The 13498-nt window shown below is 40.8% G+C and carries 15 protein-coding genes; 6 read left to right on the top strand and 9 right to left on the bottom strand.

The features are described from left to right. Nucleotides 1-6: 6 nt before the first annotated feature. On the top strand, nucleotides 7-165 hold the full coding sequence (locus NOS7107_RS29220) for a type II toxin-antitoxin system HicB family antitoxin (RefSeq protein WP_253274547.1): 159 nt from the start codon (nucleotides 7-9) through the stop codon (nucleotides 163-165). 94 nt (nucleotides 166-259) lie between these two features. Here the strand turns inward: NOS7107_RS29220 and NOS7107_RS01890 are convergent, their stop codons facing one another. Further along, nucleotides 260-658, bottom strand: a complete 399-nt coding sequence (locus tag NOS7107_RS01890) for a type II toxin-antitoxin system VapC family toxin (RefSeq protein ID WP_015111299.1) — start codon at nucleotides 656-658, stop codon at nucleotides 260-262. A gap of 6 nt (nucleotides 659-664) precedes the next feature. Then, a complete protein-coding gene (locus NOS7107_RS01885) occupies nucleotides 665-898 on the bottom strand; it encodes a hypothetical protein (RefSeq protein ID WP_015111298.1) in 234 nt (77 codons plus the stop codon). A gap of 197 nt (nucleotides 899-1095) precedes the next feature. Between NOS7107_RS01885 and NOS7107_RS29625 the strand changes: the two genes are divergently transcribed. The 3 genes from NOS7107_RS29625 to NOS7107_RS01875 all read left to right on the top strand — a co-directional run bounded on the left by NOS7107_RS29625 (nucleotide 1096) and on the right by NOS7107_RS01875 (nucleotide 2995). Then, complete coding sequence (locus tag NOS7107_RS29625; RefSeq protein WP_301280988.1) at nucleotides 1096-1230, top strand: hypothetical protein; 135 nt, start codon at nucleotides 1096-1098, stop codon at nucleotides 1228-1230. A gap of 143 nt (nucleotides 1231-1373) precedes the next feature. Continuing rightward, nucleotides 1374-2183: a TPM domain-containing protein gene (locus NOS7107_RS01880; RefSeq protein WP_015111297.1), complete on the top strand. Its 810-nt coding sequence runs from the start codon at nucleotides 1374-1376 to the stop codon at nucleotides 2181-2183. Between the two features lie 182 nt (nucleotides 2184-2365). Continuing rightward, nucleotides 2366-2995 carry a precorrin-8X methylmutase gene (locus tag NOS7107_RS01875; protein WP_015111296.1) on the top strand — a complete coding sequence of 210 codons (630 nt, stop codon included), beginning with the start codon at nucleotides 2366-2368 and terminating at the stop codon, nucleotides 2993-2995. Between the two features lie 73 nt (nucleotides 2996-3068). On the opposite strand, the gene NOS7107_RS01870 is transcribed toward NOS7107_RS01875, so the two are convergent. From NOS7107_RS01870 to NOS7107_RS01845, 6 genes are all read right to left on the bottom strand, one after another. Continuing rightward, nucleotides 3069-3752, bottom strand: coding sequence for a hypothetical protein (locus tag NOS7107_RS01870; RefSeq protein ID WP_015111295.1), 684 nt, complete (start codon nucleotides 3750-3752; stop codon nucleotides 3069-3071). 26 nt (nucleotides 3753-3778) lie between these two features. Beyond that, nucleotides 3779-4615 carry a 4-hydroxy-tetrahydrodipicolinate reductase gene (gene dapB, locus NOS7107_RS01865; RefSeq protein WP_015111294.1) on the bottom strand — a complete coding sequence of 279 codons (837 nt, stop codon included), beginning with the start codon at nucleotides 4613-4615 and terminating at the stop codon, nucleotides 3779-3781. 88 nt (nucleotides 4616-4703) lie between these two features. Next, the gene (locus tag NOS7107_RS01860; RefSeq protein ID WP_015111293.1) at nucleotides 4704-5243 is read right to left on the bottom strand and encodes a Uma2 family endonuclease; all 540 of its coding nucleotides are present in this window, start codon (nucleotides 5241-5243) and stop codon (nucleotides 4704-4706) included. A gap of 66 nt (nucleotides 5244-5309) precedes the next feature. Continuing rightward, nucleotides 5310-7634, bottom strand: a complete 2325-nt coding sequence (locus NOS7107_RS01855) for a CHAT domain-containing protein (RefSeq protein WP_015111292.1) — start codon at nucleotides 7632-7634, stop codon at nucleotides 5310-5312. Nucleotides 7635-8189: 555 nt separating this feature from the next. Further along, the gene (locus NOS7107_RS01850; protein WP_015111291.1) at nucleotides 8190-9419 is read right to left on the bottom strand and encodes an amidohydrolase/deacetylase family metallohydrolase; all 1230 of its coding nucleotides are present in this window, start codon (nucleotides 9417-9419) and stop codon (nucleotides 8190-8192) included. A 45-nt stretch (nucleotides 9420-9464) separates the two neighbouring features. Next, nucleotides 9465-10832 carry a cysteine desulfurase-like protein gene (locus NOS7107_RS01845; RefSeq protein ID WP_015111290.1) on the bottom strand — a complete coding sequence of 456 codons (1368 nt, stop codon included), beginning with the start codon at nucleotides 10830-10832 and terminating at the stop codon, nucleotides 9465-9467. 431 nt (nucleotides 10833-11263) lie between these two features. Here NOS7107_RS01845 and NOS7107_RS27505 point away from each other — a divergent pair, with 431 nt between their 5' ends. Then, complete coding sequence (locus NOS7107_RS27505; RefSeq protein WP_083889648.1) at nucleotides 11264-11680, top strand: DUF3011 domain-containing protein; 417 nt, start codon at nucleotides 11264-11266, stop codon at nucleotides 11678-11680. Between the two features lie 451 nt (nucleotides 11681-12131). Next, a complete protein-coding gene (locus NOS7107_RS01835) occupies nucleotides 12132-12863 on the top strand; it encodes a cation diffusion facilitator family transporter (RefSeq protein ID WP_015111288.1) in 732 nt (243 codons plus the stop codon). 31 nt (nucleotides 12864-12894) lie between these two features. Here NOS7107_RS01835 and NOS7107_RS01830 read toward each other — a convergent pair whose 3' ends face one another. Further along, nucleotides 12895-13359 carry a CYTH domain-containing protein gene (locus NOS7107_RS01830; RefSeq protein WP_015111287.1) on the bottom strand — a complete coding sequence of 155 codons (465 nt, stop codon included), beginning with the start codon at nucleotides 13357-13359 and terminating at the stop codon, nucleotides 12895-12897. Nucleotides 13360-13498 lie beyond the last annotated feature (139 nt).

Here is a 13498-nt window from a genome sequence, read left to right as displayed (position 1 = left end):
GCATTTATAGCTGAAGTACCAGAATTACCTGGATGTGGATCTGATGGTGAAACTTATCAAGAATCACTACAAAATGTAGAAGTTATTATGCAGGAATGGATTGAAACTGCTCAAGAATTATGTCGTTCAATTTCTGAACCAATACAGCGTTTGATGTCTGCTTAATTAATGAAAAATAAACTGCCATCATAGTTTTTATACAGGCGATCGCTTTAGGGTTGTGCAAAGTGCGATCGCTACAGTATTCTTAATCGACAAACTACCAAACAATAGCAACTAAAGCCGACGCAGTTATATTTTGATCGCACGTTAATAACTGCACAACATCACCTTTACTTGCTAACACTAACGCAGTAGCTACAATTTGCCTGTCGTGCATTTCATTAATAGCAGATAGGCTCATAGTCATTGCAATTATATCTTTATCAAGCGGGTAAATTACTACACGAGGGTCAGCTTCTACTACTGAAATTACATCTTGAGGATGAGGAATAGATGTCCTACCTCTTTCCACAATCCAAACAGCCTCAGCTAAAGTGGTAGCTGGAATAACTAACTGTGAATCAGGATGCGAAAGTATAGCCTTAGCCTTTGCACCTAAGCGGGTATTACCTTCAAGAAACCAGATAAGAGCATGAGTATCTATAACGTACTGCATAACTACTTATGACCAGTCTAAGCTGTCTTCACTATCACCATGAAATTCAGTAATGTGAAAATCTGCTTCGGTTGATTGTTGATTCCCAGAGAACATACCAAAGTGCATTATTTGGGTTGGTTGTTGAGTTTTTTTCGACTCTAAGAAAGTGACAATTACCATACTTTCTGAAATACCAGGCGGTAATTCTGTAAGTTCTACCTTACCGTTTTTGTAAACTCCTTCAATTGATTGCAACATGATTTTTACTGCATTCAAACTTCGTTTATATATTTTTACTCTAATCAACTATACATAGATCCTTTAATAATAGAGGTAACTATGCCTGAATAAATATAAAGCCGTTTACAGTGTCATCCTAGACTCCGCGATCGCTCATCTTGACAAACAGGCGTTAGCGTAGCCTACCGTAGGTATTGCTTTAATTATGATGGAAAGTGCGATCGCCTACAGTCGTCTGCAATGTGATTTTGCTGGACTGGGTACACAATAAATCTAAATTTCAGCATTACAAAGCACTAAACCGAGAAAGAGCGATCGCTATCATGGTCTTGATGGCTATTGGGCGATAGGCCACAAATCTCTCATACTCAATACTTTTCTTAGACCCTAATATTAGAGTAAAGTAAACAAGTGTAAAGAAGTATCACTTTTCTCTCCTACTTTTTAAAACAACTTGTTCACTTTTACTGTTTATATTTGTATAAGAGCATCCATGCAGTCTTGTTTTTGGCGACGAATTCTCGTATCTATTGCAATATTTTTCGTGGCTGGGTCAATTTGGGTAGCAAATCCTTCCGCAGCACTAGCCTATGACAACCCTGAGTTGTTACCTAACTTCCAAACTCCAGTTATTGATTTGGCGAAAACTCTCACTGACATTCAAGAAGACAAGCTAGTTTCCGATTTAAAGCAATTTGAAACTGAAACTGGCTGGAAACTGCGAGTATTAACACAGTACGATCGCACTCCTGGTCGAGCAGTGATCAATTATTGGGGTCTAGATGATAAAAGTATCCTGCTAGTTGCTGATTCTCGTGGTGGGAACATTCTCAGCTTTAGTGTTGGCGATGCAGTTTACGAACTTTTACCCCGCACATTTTGGATAGAACTGCAAACTCGCTTTGGTAACTTGTACTTTGTGCGAGAACAAGGTGAAGACCAATCAATATTACAAGCCTTAGACTCAGTTAAAGGCTGCTTAATCAAAGGCGGTTGTAATGTTGTACCGGGACTCCCTAGAGAACAGTGGATTCTCACCCTAGTTACCTCCATCATTGGTGGGATAATTTGCGGATTTGCCGCCCAACCCCGCAATGACAAACAAATTGTAGCTTGGCAATGGGCATTAATTTTCTCTCCGTTATGGGGAATGTTATTCATAGCCTTTGGTATTGGGCCAGTAGTGACTCGCACTAGTGATTGGCTACCGTTAGTTCGGAATATTTCTGGATTTTTTATCGGTGCTTTAGTTGCTTATCTTTCTCCTGTGTTCAGTCGTCCTTCTTCTAGTCCTGAATTGTGAGTGCTGTTGCTTTTAGCAAAGGGTTTAGGGGTATCAGGGTGTAGGTATTCAAAAAAAACCTGACACACCATACCCTTATACTCAGCCTCGAAGGACAATTTTGTATGCAAGTCCTGTTGATTTTGACTCAGTACTCACTGAAGCTGATAAGCTGAAAGCTGGTATATCAGCGCTGAATAGTGATGGAATGGCACGTAACTGATGCTCAAAGTTTAGCAATCATTGATAGTGAAATTGGCGATCATGCCTTTTCACCCGCAGAGTATGAAATTGTGCGGCGGGTGATATACGCCACAGCCGACTTTGAATATAAGTCTTTAATCCGCTTTTCGGAACATGCTTTGCAAGCTGGTGCAGCGGCGTTAGCAGCACGCACCACAATCGTAGTAGATGTACCAATGGTACAAGTAGGTATCGCTTACGACATTCAGAACACGTTTGCTAACCCAGTCTATTGCAGCATGGAAACTGTCACACGTCCTCAAAAGGAAAAAACCTTAGCAGCATGGGGAATTGAAACTCTAGCCAAGCGTTATCCAGAGGGTATTTTTGTGGTTGGTCAGGCACAAACCGCACTAACAGCACTGATGGATTTAATTGAAGCTGAAGAAATTCTGCCAGCTTTAATAATTGCTACTCCAGTGGGATTTGTGGATGTGGATACGGCTAAAAGCCGACTGCAAGACTCTTTAGTTCCTTGTATTACAATTGAAAGTCGCAAAGGCAATGCTGTTGTAGCGGCTGCGGTTGTTGATGGATTAGTAGATCTGGCTTGGCAAGCTTATGGACAGAATGGAAATCGGCAAAGCTAGATCAAGGTAAAAGTAAAAATGCAAAAGGAAAAAGAAACAGTTTTTTACTTTTAACTTTTACCTTTTAACTTTTTTAATCTTCATATTTTCGCCGACGGCGTGGTTTGTCATTTTGTCCTTCTCGTAAGCGGCGACTGACTTCAGAAAAGAAGTCTCGGCGGAGATAGGGATAATCGTTGACCCAGATGTCACGGCTGGGAATGTAAACATCGCTGAAATCTTCAATGGTGCTTAAATCTGGACGATTTGACATGACAATCATCTCAGCGATTTGACCACGAGCGATCGCTTTATGAAAAGGCCGTAGTGGTGCATCTAACTCGACACTAAATCCGGTATTATCACCAACTTCTAAATTTATCCGTTTTTCTCGGTTTTCAACAATTACTAACTCTCCTTTGCTGTTGACAGTTTCTTGTTTACCCATCAATTTGTCTGTAATCCACCAATCTAGAATTCGCCCCCGGAAAAAGCCGCAGTACTTATAACGGCGGCATTTTGCATTCCGAATACTTGCCTGAAATACGGGGAACCACAGCCAAAACATTGCCCCAAGTACACCCAGAAAAAATAGGATGGGGCCAAAATCCAGCCCAAACAAAGCTTTTACTAGTAAAATCACAACTACAGAAACTACAGAAACTAATAGTCGCTGTAAAAAATTAGAAAATTTCCCCCAATAGTACTTGTACTGCTGACCAGTAGCAATGAGGGGAATAACTTGTTCAAATTTCTGGCGAGTCAGTGGGACAAGCATGGGTGCTGGATGTTGAGTGCTAATGTTTAAAGTATCTTTTCTAAACCATACACTAACGACTTTAACTGTGAGACTTTGCGAATTGCCAGTAATACGCCGGGCATATAGCAGGCGCGATCGCTTGTATCATGACGTAAGGTATAAATTTGACCAGCCGCCCCAAAAATCACTTCTTGATGGGCGATTAGTCCCGGTAAGCGTACACTATGAATTCTAATGCCTTCATCGGCTAGACTGCCTCTAGCTCCTGGTATTTTCTCGGTCTCTTCGACAATTACTTGGTTAAAAGTTTTACCTAGCTCTGCTAGTAACTGCGCGGTTTGAATTGCCGTACCGCTGGGTGCATCAGCTTTTTGGTTGTGATGCAGTTCAATAATTTCTACATGGTCAAAATATTTCGATGCGGTAATGGCGGCTTGCTGTAATAACACCATCCCAATGGAGAAATTAGGGATAATCAAGCAACCTGTACTAGCTTTTTCGGCAAAGTCTGCCAAATTTTGAATTTGTGCGGGACTTAAGCCTGTAGTACCAACAACCGGACGAATACCATAGGCGATCGCACTCCGCACATTGTCATACACTGAATCAGGATGGGTAAAGTCGATGATTACCCCAGGCGGTAGTTGTCTTTCACCAGCCACGTATCCTAACATTGGCTCTAATTGGTCAGTAATTGGCACTTCCAAAGGTTCTGTTAAACCTGCTAATTCCCCAGCGTCTTTACCTTGATGTTCCGGGTTACGGTCAATTGCACCCATTAAAGTTAAATCAGGTGCTTGTGCTACTGCTTTGACTACCTCACGACCCATTTTGCCAGCAGCACCGTTGATAATTAAGGGAATCGGGGCTTGATTTGTCATAATGAGAAAAATATTTTTTAGCCAACAAGGGTTTTATTGTAAAGAGTTTAGTGACACAGTAGCTAGTCTTCAGATTTGACAATGACAATTATTCAAACACTGGCGACCAAATCTCCGAAATTGCGACTTCCCAACCAGGGAATAAATCTGGAAGCGTCAACACATCGCCATCTCGTAATATGACTTGTTCCCCAGAACCGTAGACTTCCATAGTTCTAGTTTTGGGGTTAATTAAAATCCCGATTTGTGTCCCCAGTCCGATAAATTCCTGAATCTTCTCGCGGAGTTTATCTACAGAATCAGTTTTTGATTTCACTTCAACTACTAAATCAGGAACCAATTCGGCATAATCTTCAGTGGAACGTTTGAGTCGTTCGGCTTTAATAAAAGAGACATCAGGAGCGCGTAAATTTGTGTTAGGTAATTTAAAACCAGCACTAGAACCAACTACACGTCCTAACTTGCGCGGCCTTACCCAGTTACCCAAAATTCGAGCAAACTCTGTTCCGACTTCTTCCGACTCATAACCTGATGGACTCATAACAACTATATTCCCATCAACTAATTCCATGCGATAGTCAGGGTAATCTACCTGCATGTTCTCCAAGTCTTGGATATTTAGAGACATAAGACTTCCTGAAACCTCTAAATCTATCTTGACATTTCTCTTCAAAGTCGCAAAACAGAATTTCCTTCATCGCCATTCGCCTTGCAGAGTAAAAGCAGCCCAATACAAAGGTTTACGCCAATTAGGATTTTGCCATAAACTTAGTTGTGCGGCGCGGAGGGCAGCAACAGGCGATTTTCCTTCTTGCCACATTTGGCGATAAAATTCACTCATCAATTCTTTCGTTCCCTGATCATCCACATTCCATAAAGACAATACAAGTCTGGGTGAACCTGCATACATCAATCCTCTTGTCAATCCTACTAATCCTTCTCCTTGAACTTCTTTACCTTGTCCGGTTTGACAAGCACTCAACACGATTAAATCAGCAGGAAAATCGAGGTTGAAGATATCGTTTAACCGCAGATATCCTCTTTGAGGTTTACCTTGCTTGTCTATTAATGAAAGTACAATGCCTGATAACTCTGGATTAGTATCATCAGCAAAACCATGAGTTGCAAAGTGAATAACACGGTATTGACTTAGTTTTGAGTTTGTTACCCAATCATAATTAGCATCAAAATCAAATACGGCTAGGCTATCTGTTGGTGAACCGAGTTTGAGAATTGCTTCTGCTTCTTGACGAGTTCCGTTTAATCTATCCCAACCGTTGCGATTTAAATTTCGGGCTGACCTGGAGAGTGCAGAACGTTGAAGGTCTAAGTCAGGAGTGATGGAATTGTTTTCTGGTTTCCCTGTCACCCGTGAATCATCTGTACTGAATACGGGATCTGCGAGAATCGCTATAGCTTTCGGTGCTTTTGGACGTTTTTGCGTTTCTTGTCTGAGGATGGCGATGGTTGAAGCTGAAGGAAGATTAACAATTTCGTGGTTGACTAGCAGTGGTTGATAAGATTCTTGAGCAGTTGGTTCAGTTAAGGCTGCAAAGGGAATATTTTGTAAAGCACCATCCGCGACTATTACCAAGCGTTTGTTTGCTAACTTGTTGGCGACTGGAGCGAGGATAATTTGACTTAGTTGTTTTGCTGCTGCTGCTTGTTGTTTAGGGGAAGCTACTACTCTGACTATACTTTGGCGAAAATCATTTGCTGCTTTTTCTATCTGTGCTTGTGGCGGGAGTTCATAGCTATCAAGAGAATTGGGAGTTACAACCCAAAGATAACTGCGTTCTGCACCTAATGAATATTGCAACAGCACAGTATTTGCATCGAGTTGTTGTTGAATTTGCGCTAATTTTAATGGCTCAGGATATTTTAGTGCGGCATATTTCGGGCTAGTTGTGCGAATTTGGGTTTGCAGTTGTTGATATTGGCTGAGAAGATTGGCAATTTCTTGTTCGAGTTTTTTGACTGCGGTTGCGGGTGCTGATTTGCTCATTAAATCTCGACGCAGTTTATCTTTGGCATCAATTTGTTCTTGCAGACTTTGTTCTTGTGCTAATAATTTAGGGTCAACGCCTTTGCGGATTTTGGCATTGGCTTCTGTTAATAGTTCTAATAAAACCCTGGCGCGGGAGCGTTCGCTGATGTGTAATGCTTGTGCAGCGTAACCTTTGGTTGGTTCTTTTTTGTGCAACTGCATCAGCAAATCGATGTAGAACTGATAATAGTCTTGCACTGTGGCGAAGTAAGAAGTCCGTAATTCTTTGTCGTCGATTTTGGTGCGTAATTCTTCGATGATTTTTATAGATGCTTCAATTTGGGTGAGTGCAGTTTGTAAGTTGCCTTTGCTTAGTTCTAAGAAAGCGACGTTGTAGAGAGTGTTCGCTTCACCAGAGCGATCGCCCAAAGCACGTCTTATTGGCAGAGCTTGGTTGTAATATGACAGGGCCTGCTGCTTTTTTCCTAAATCGTCGTAGACTCCACCAACGTTATTGAGAGTAGTAGCAACGCCTGAGCGATCGCCCACATCACGTCTAAGAAGTAGAGCTTGGTTGTAATATGACAATGCCTGCTGCTTTTTTCCTAAATCGTCGTAGACTTTACCAATGTTATTGAGAGTAGTAGCTTCTCCAAAGCGATCACCCACCGCAAGCCAGATAGGCAGAGCTTGGTTGTAATATGACAGGGCTTGTTGTTTTTCTCCTAAAGCGTCGTAGACTCGACCAATTGACAGTAGAGTCACAGCTTCGTAAGATTTATCCCCTAATTTCTGCCACAGTGGTAAAGCAATTTGCAATTTTGCAAGTGCTTGTTTTAAGCTTTCGGCTGTGCCTTGCTTGTATAACTCTAATCCTTCATTTAATGCTTGTTCTGCTGCGGCGCGAGTTGCGTTTGATTGGGTTGGTTGTTGTGCTATCTGCAAGTCTTGGGTTTTTGATGTTGCGCGTACTGCATCAGATAGCAGCAGGGAACTCAGCAATAAGGGCAAAAATAATAATTTGTAATTCATAATACTTCGGCTACGCTCAGTATAAGTTCGTAATTCATAATTTGATGATGGCTTAAGAGATCCCCGACTTCTCAAAGAAGTCGGGGATCTGACTACCGCTATTTACTTATCATCAGAAATATTGCGGAAAATCTGTTGTTATCTTACTAATTTGCGGAAATATTTCTGTTGTTGTTGCAAAAAATGCAACACTTAATACCATTTTGAATTTTAGATTTTGGATTTTGGATTGAGAAAGGTTTTACTGGTAAGCTTTTCAGAAATCCATTTGTCGCAATCATTTTTTAAATTGGTATAACTGTAGAAATGTGTAGGGGTGAAGACATTAAACGATAAAAGCTTTTGCATTGCTTTCATCGCTAACAACGGAGCAATGCAATTCAATTGCGGGGAGATGCAATCAAATTGCGAGTTGATGCAATTCAATTGTGGGGCAATACAATCAAATTGTGAGTCAAAACAATTCAATTGTGAGTCGATGCAATTGAATTGCAGTTAAGAAAATGATTGGTTGAGTGCGGTGATATCGTAGAGATTTAGCAACTATCTTGAAAGTCAAGCGATCGCCACTAAGTCTCGTAACAAGCGACAATTAGGTTGAATTAACTCTCCTGAACGTATCACCCCAATGGGAATTAGTTTGTGTTTAGCTTTTAATGGCTGTTCTAAAGCGTCAACAAATAACCAATCACCCTCTACTAACTTGAGAATTGTGATATCTGCAATGGAACCAACTTTTAACGTGCCAAGTTCTGCTTCGGCTTTTAATACGCGGGAAGGGTTGATGGTGACAGCAGCGATCGCATCTGCTAAATTTAAGCCCAACGCTAAGAGTTTAGAAATTCCCCCACATAAACTATAATTCAGCGTTGAATCATCGTGCATCTGTTTAAAATTACCGTGAGCATCACTGCTAATAGTGTGGGGTAAAACGCCTTGCGCTATCATTCGCCGTGCAGTTTCAAAGCTAAATTTTAGTCCGTGTCCTAAATCTAATAATATGCCTCGCTCAATTGCTGCAAATAACCATTCTGGGACTTGAGTACGGTTTCCCATTAACCCATCTGGTTGACAACTATAGCAGTGACCGAGAATATCTCCGGCTTTCATGTATGACAGCGCATTTTCTACTACCTTTTCTGGGTTGGGGCGATTAGTTTCGTCTACCGGAAATAATTCGCCTGTGTGAACATATAAAGGTAAATTAGTGCGATCGCCTACTTCTCTAGCTAACTTAAGTACGCCCATTCCCCAGCGTGAAATTGAGCCGGAATCAGCGTGGACTTTAAAGCCACGAACAATCTCTGGATTTGCTTGTGCTACTTTGATTAAGGTTTCTCTATCTATTTTTTCAGGATTTTCTAAGCCGGAAACGATGTTACCGATAGTTTGGGTAGCTGCATGATTAACTAACAGAAAACTTCGGACATCTGTTTGTGATTTCTCAACAATATCTGATTTAAATTCAGAAAATGTAAACGGACTACTACTACCTTGGTCAACAATTGTTGTCACCCCGGCATTAATTCCCACATCATCCGCAGGTACACCAAAATTTGTCTTCCATTCATAAACATGAACGTGTAAATCAATAAACCCAGGACAGATTAAATAATTACCCGCCGCAAACTTTAACTTAGATTTATAAGTTTTTAACTGTTGAGAAATAGCGGCAATTTTACCATCGCGGATAGCAATATCAAACCGACCATTCAGTGATTGACTGGGGTCAATTACCAAAGCATCTAATAATACTAAATCGTAATATTTTATGTAATTTTCCATAAAGCCTCACGGGGTTGCAATAACCCCGCATATTTCAAAGAAGAATTAATCATCAGGAAGCGCTGCTATTTCATGCAACATATACAACAACTGATGAATTTCTTCGACGGTGTTGTAGTGCGCTAATCCAATTCGCAGTAAGCCGCCACTAGCTTCTACACCTAATCTCTCTATTAAACCTAGCGCATAGAAATGACCATGCCATGTAAAAATACCGCGATCGCCTAATGCTTTAGCGATACTTTCAGGCGTTTTATTAGCTAGTCTTACACCTACTGTTGGTGTTCGCCAAGCAAAACGAGTTATATCAGTGATGCCATAGCAGCTTAACCCAGGAATTTCTAACAGTCCAGAAATTAATTTGTGACTCAGTTCGCGTTCGTATTGCTGAATGGCGGACATAGCTGTAACTAAAGCTGCACGCCGACTGTGATAAGCCGAGGTAATACTTGGTTGTTCTGATGATTTGAGGAAGCGGGGACAACTAAATGTTTGTAATCCTTCTTTGTCAGCTTCAATCAAAGCCGCAACTAGTTCGTTATCAATTGCAGGCGAAACATGACAACCAAGTTTAGTTAAATAGTTAATCGCCGCGACTACTCCGGCTAAACCTTCATGATTGAGAGTTCCGGTTTCCCAACGTGACGGGACTTCATCTGGTGCAGGTTTCACCTTATAGGGTTGCAACCGTTCTAAATGTTCTCTTTTTCCGTACAAAATGCCAACGTGGGGGGCAAAGAATTTATAAGCCGAACAAGCCAGAAAGTCGCAATCTAAGCTATGTACATTAATTGGTGCATGGGGGGCATAGTGGACTGCATCAACAAATACCCAAGCACCAACAGCATGAGCCAAACGTGCGATCGCGGCAATATCATTAATTGTACCCACAGCGTTAGAAGCATAAGTAACGGCAACTAACCGCGTTTTTGGGTTAATTAACCGTTCTAATTCATTCATATCTAGAGTGCAATCTTCCACATTAATATCCACAACGCGAATAGTTGCACCTTGTTCTTCTAAGGCATACCAAGAAGAAACATTCGCGTAATGATCTAGCCGCGTCACAATAATTTCATCACCTGGGTGTAATTCTCTACCAATTGCCCGACTGAAAGCAAAGGTGAGGGTGGTCATATTTGCACCAAATACCACCTCATCGCTGTGACATCCCAGAAAATCGGCGATCGCTGCACGAGCAGAGGCTATGGTAGCATCTGTACGCGCACTGGTGGCAAAATACCCATGAGCATTGGCATTTGACCTCACCAGATAGTCATTCATCGCATCTAATACCGCCCCAGGTACTTGAGTACCACCTGGCCCGTCGAAGAAAATAGCAGGTTGACCGTTGATTTTTTGCGTTAATGCTGGAAACTGGCTACGTATCCATTTCAGGTCAAGCGGTTCCATCGCAGACTCCTCATTTGATAATTTTTTATTTATATTTAACACCGCAGCAAAATATTAAATTTGGTATTTTATTCCAGAATAGGGGCAAATAATTCTACATAAATCTCAATCAAATTGACCTGCTATTTTTCAAAATACCTTTTATAATATCTCCGCTAAATTTGAACAAGCTAAAATATCTCAGCAGCACAAATATACTTTGCTGTCAGGTTCAAGATAACTATTAATTTAGAAAAAAGTGTTGCTGCTTAAATGTAATTAATAATATTTAATGCTTAGATATAGACTGATACCTACCTAGCAAAGTTTCTGCTTTTCAGAATGCAAATATTCTTTGCAGCTAACTTTTATAGCACAATTGCCTATTAATGGAATTCGCTACAATGACTATAGTTCTTGTTGAAAGCTCTTGAAGAAGTTTAATAGTTGATATGGTTATACGTTTTCCTATCATTGCAGCTACCTTTATGGCTGCCAGCGTTAGCATCGGGACACTTTTAGGCTTTGCCACCCCGGCTTCAGCCCAGGAGATTATAACTTGTGCCAGCCAGAATAATCAGCGAAATACTTGTTCTGTACCCGGTAGAGGTAGAGTCAGATTTGTGAGGCAATTGTCTAACGCCAGTTGTCGGGACAATTGGGGTTTTAGAGGAAATCGGGTTTGGGTGCGAAATGGTTGCCGCGCTGAGTTTGCAGTTGGCAATAACAGAAACGACAGAAATGACAGAAACGATCGCTATGACCGAAATGACAGATATAACCGAAACGACAGATATGACAGAAACGACAGATATGACAGAGACGACAGATATAACCGAAATGATCGAAATGATCGTTATGACAGATAAGCAACTGTGTATTTTCTCAACTTAGTCAAAATATTTGGCTAATTTTTTGTGATGTGGCGATTTTCTCAAGCTTAATTGATGCGATCGCCACATTTTATGATAATGATAATAATTATTACATAAACTCTACAAGTTTTTACTAGCGTTTACCCTTCATTAAATCTGATTTACTCAACCCTTAACCTTGATACTGGTACATTAAATGGGAACATATCCAGGTATTAAGGTATCTGAGAATGATGCTTTCAGTCGGGGAGTATGTGACTGATATAGCAGTAGTCAGATATGTTAGGAGAACTTGAAAGCTTGAATGCCAGGAATAGTAAAACTTTTCCTCCTGCCTCTCCGCAGTCGCTACAACGGGGGGAACCCCCGCAACGCGCTGCTCTCTGCCTTCTGCTATAGCTTATTATTGGAGATAAACTCCAGTAGGTGTATCAGGTCAGATTTAATGCAATCAAGCCAGGTAAAGCAAAAATTTCAGGCTTTGTGGACTGCTTTAGTTTTACTCAGTGTCTTTTTTTGTGTGGAATTGAGTGTAGGAATTTGGAGCCACAGTTTGTCTCTATTAGCAGACGCTGAACACATTCTCACGGATGTAGGAGCGTTGGGTTTAGCACTAACTGCATCCTGGCTATCTCAATCCATATCCAAACACAATATATTTGGACGCTATCGATTAGATATTTTGGCAGCTTTGGTAAATGGGATCAGTTTAGCTTGTGTTGCTGGCTGGATTATCAAAGAAGCTTTGGTAAGGCTGCAATCTCCCGATATTGAGATTCTGGGTTTACCCATGTTGACAACCGCCTTGATTGGCTTGGGAATTAACAGCTTTAACGCTTTTTATCTACATGGATGCAGTCATCAAGACCTAAATATCAGAGGTGCTTTTCTACATCTGTTGGCTGATGTCGCCAGTTCCGTTGGTGCGGTGTTAGCGGCGATCGCAGTTATTTGGTTAAATTGGACATGGGCGGATGGAGTCATCAGTTTATTAGTAGCGGTACTGATTGCTTGTTTTGCGGCTTATCTATTAATTCAGAGTGTTCAATGCTTGCGCGGTCAAATTACCGACATTACGAATGCTGCTTGTATGTGTAATTTACCAACAGCAGAATGTGGCGATCGCAATCAAGCAGAGAAAATGCTGTTCCCATCTTTAGAGGAGCTAATTAAATAATTTCTTTTGTTAACCCTCAACAGGATGAAATTTACCATTTTGAAAAGGGAAATCTTGCTAAATTACTATTGAAATACCTACTTTCATGAGAAACTTCTTCACCAATCCATTCTGGTAGTTCAATTTGTTGTTTTTCATTGCTCAGTTCAACTTCTGCCACTATCAATCCTTTATTGTCACCATCAAACTCGTCAATTTCCCAAGTTAAATCACCCAATTTTACCTTATATCGCACTTTTTCAATTAATGGGCGATCGCATAATGTATCCAACATTTCTTGAGCATCAGCCAGGGGAACTTCGTACTCAAATTCAGCCCGCGAATAATTTACACTAGGGCTTTTAATCGTTAAATAACCTCGGCTGTTAGCAATCCGCACCCTCACTGTCACTGCTTTTTGAGTAGCAATATATCCTTGACGATAGACACTACCTACCCCCAGGTTTCTCCAACCATCGCCTTTAACTAAAAATTTCCGTTCTATTTCTTTAGCCATCTGATTTATTGAGTAATAGGTAGTTATATTATTTAGAATTCTATGTGATTTTTGAACTAGAAAGGTAGGGGTTAATAACAGTTCGCCTGAGATTTTCCAAAAACTCCAACTTCTATAGCAGTCCTAAATCATTTGTAAA

Source organism: Nostoc sp. PCC 7107 (assembly GCF_000316625.1).
Taxonomy (GTDB): domain Bacteria; phylum Cyanobacteriota; class Cyanobacteriia; order Cyanobacteriales; family Nostocaceae; genus Nostoc_B.
The sequence above is the reverse complement of the archived record's forward strand: the minus strand, read 5'-3'. Positions and strand labels throughout refer to the sequence as shown.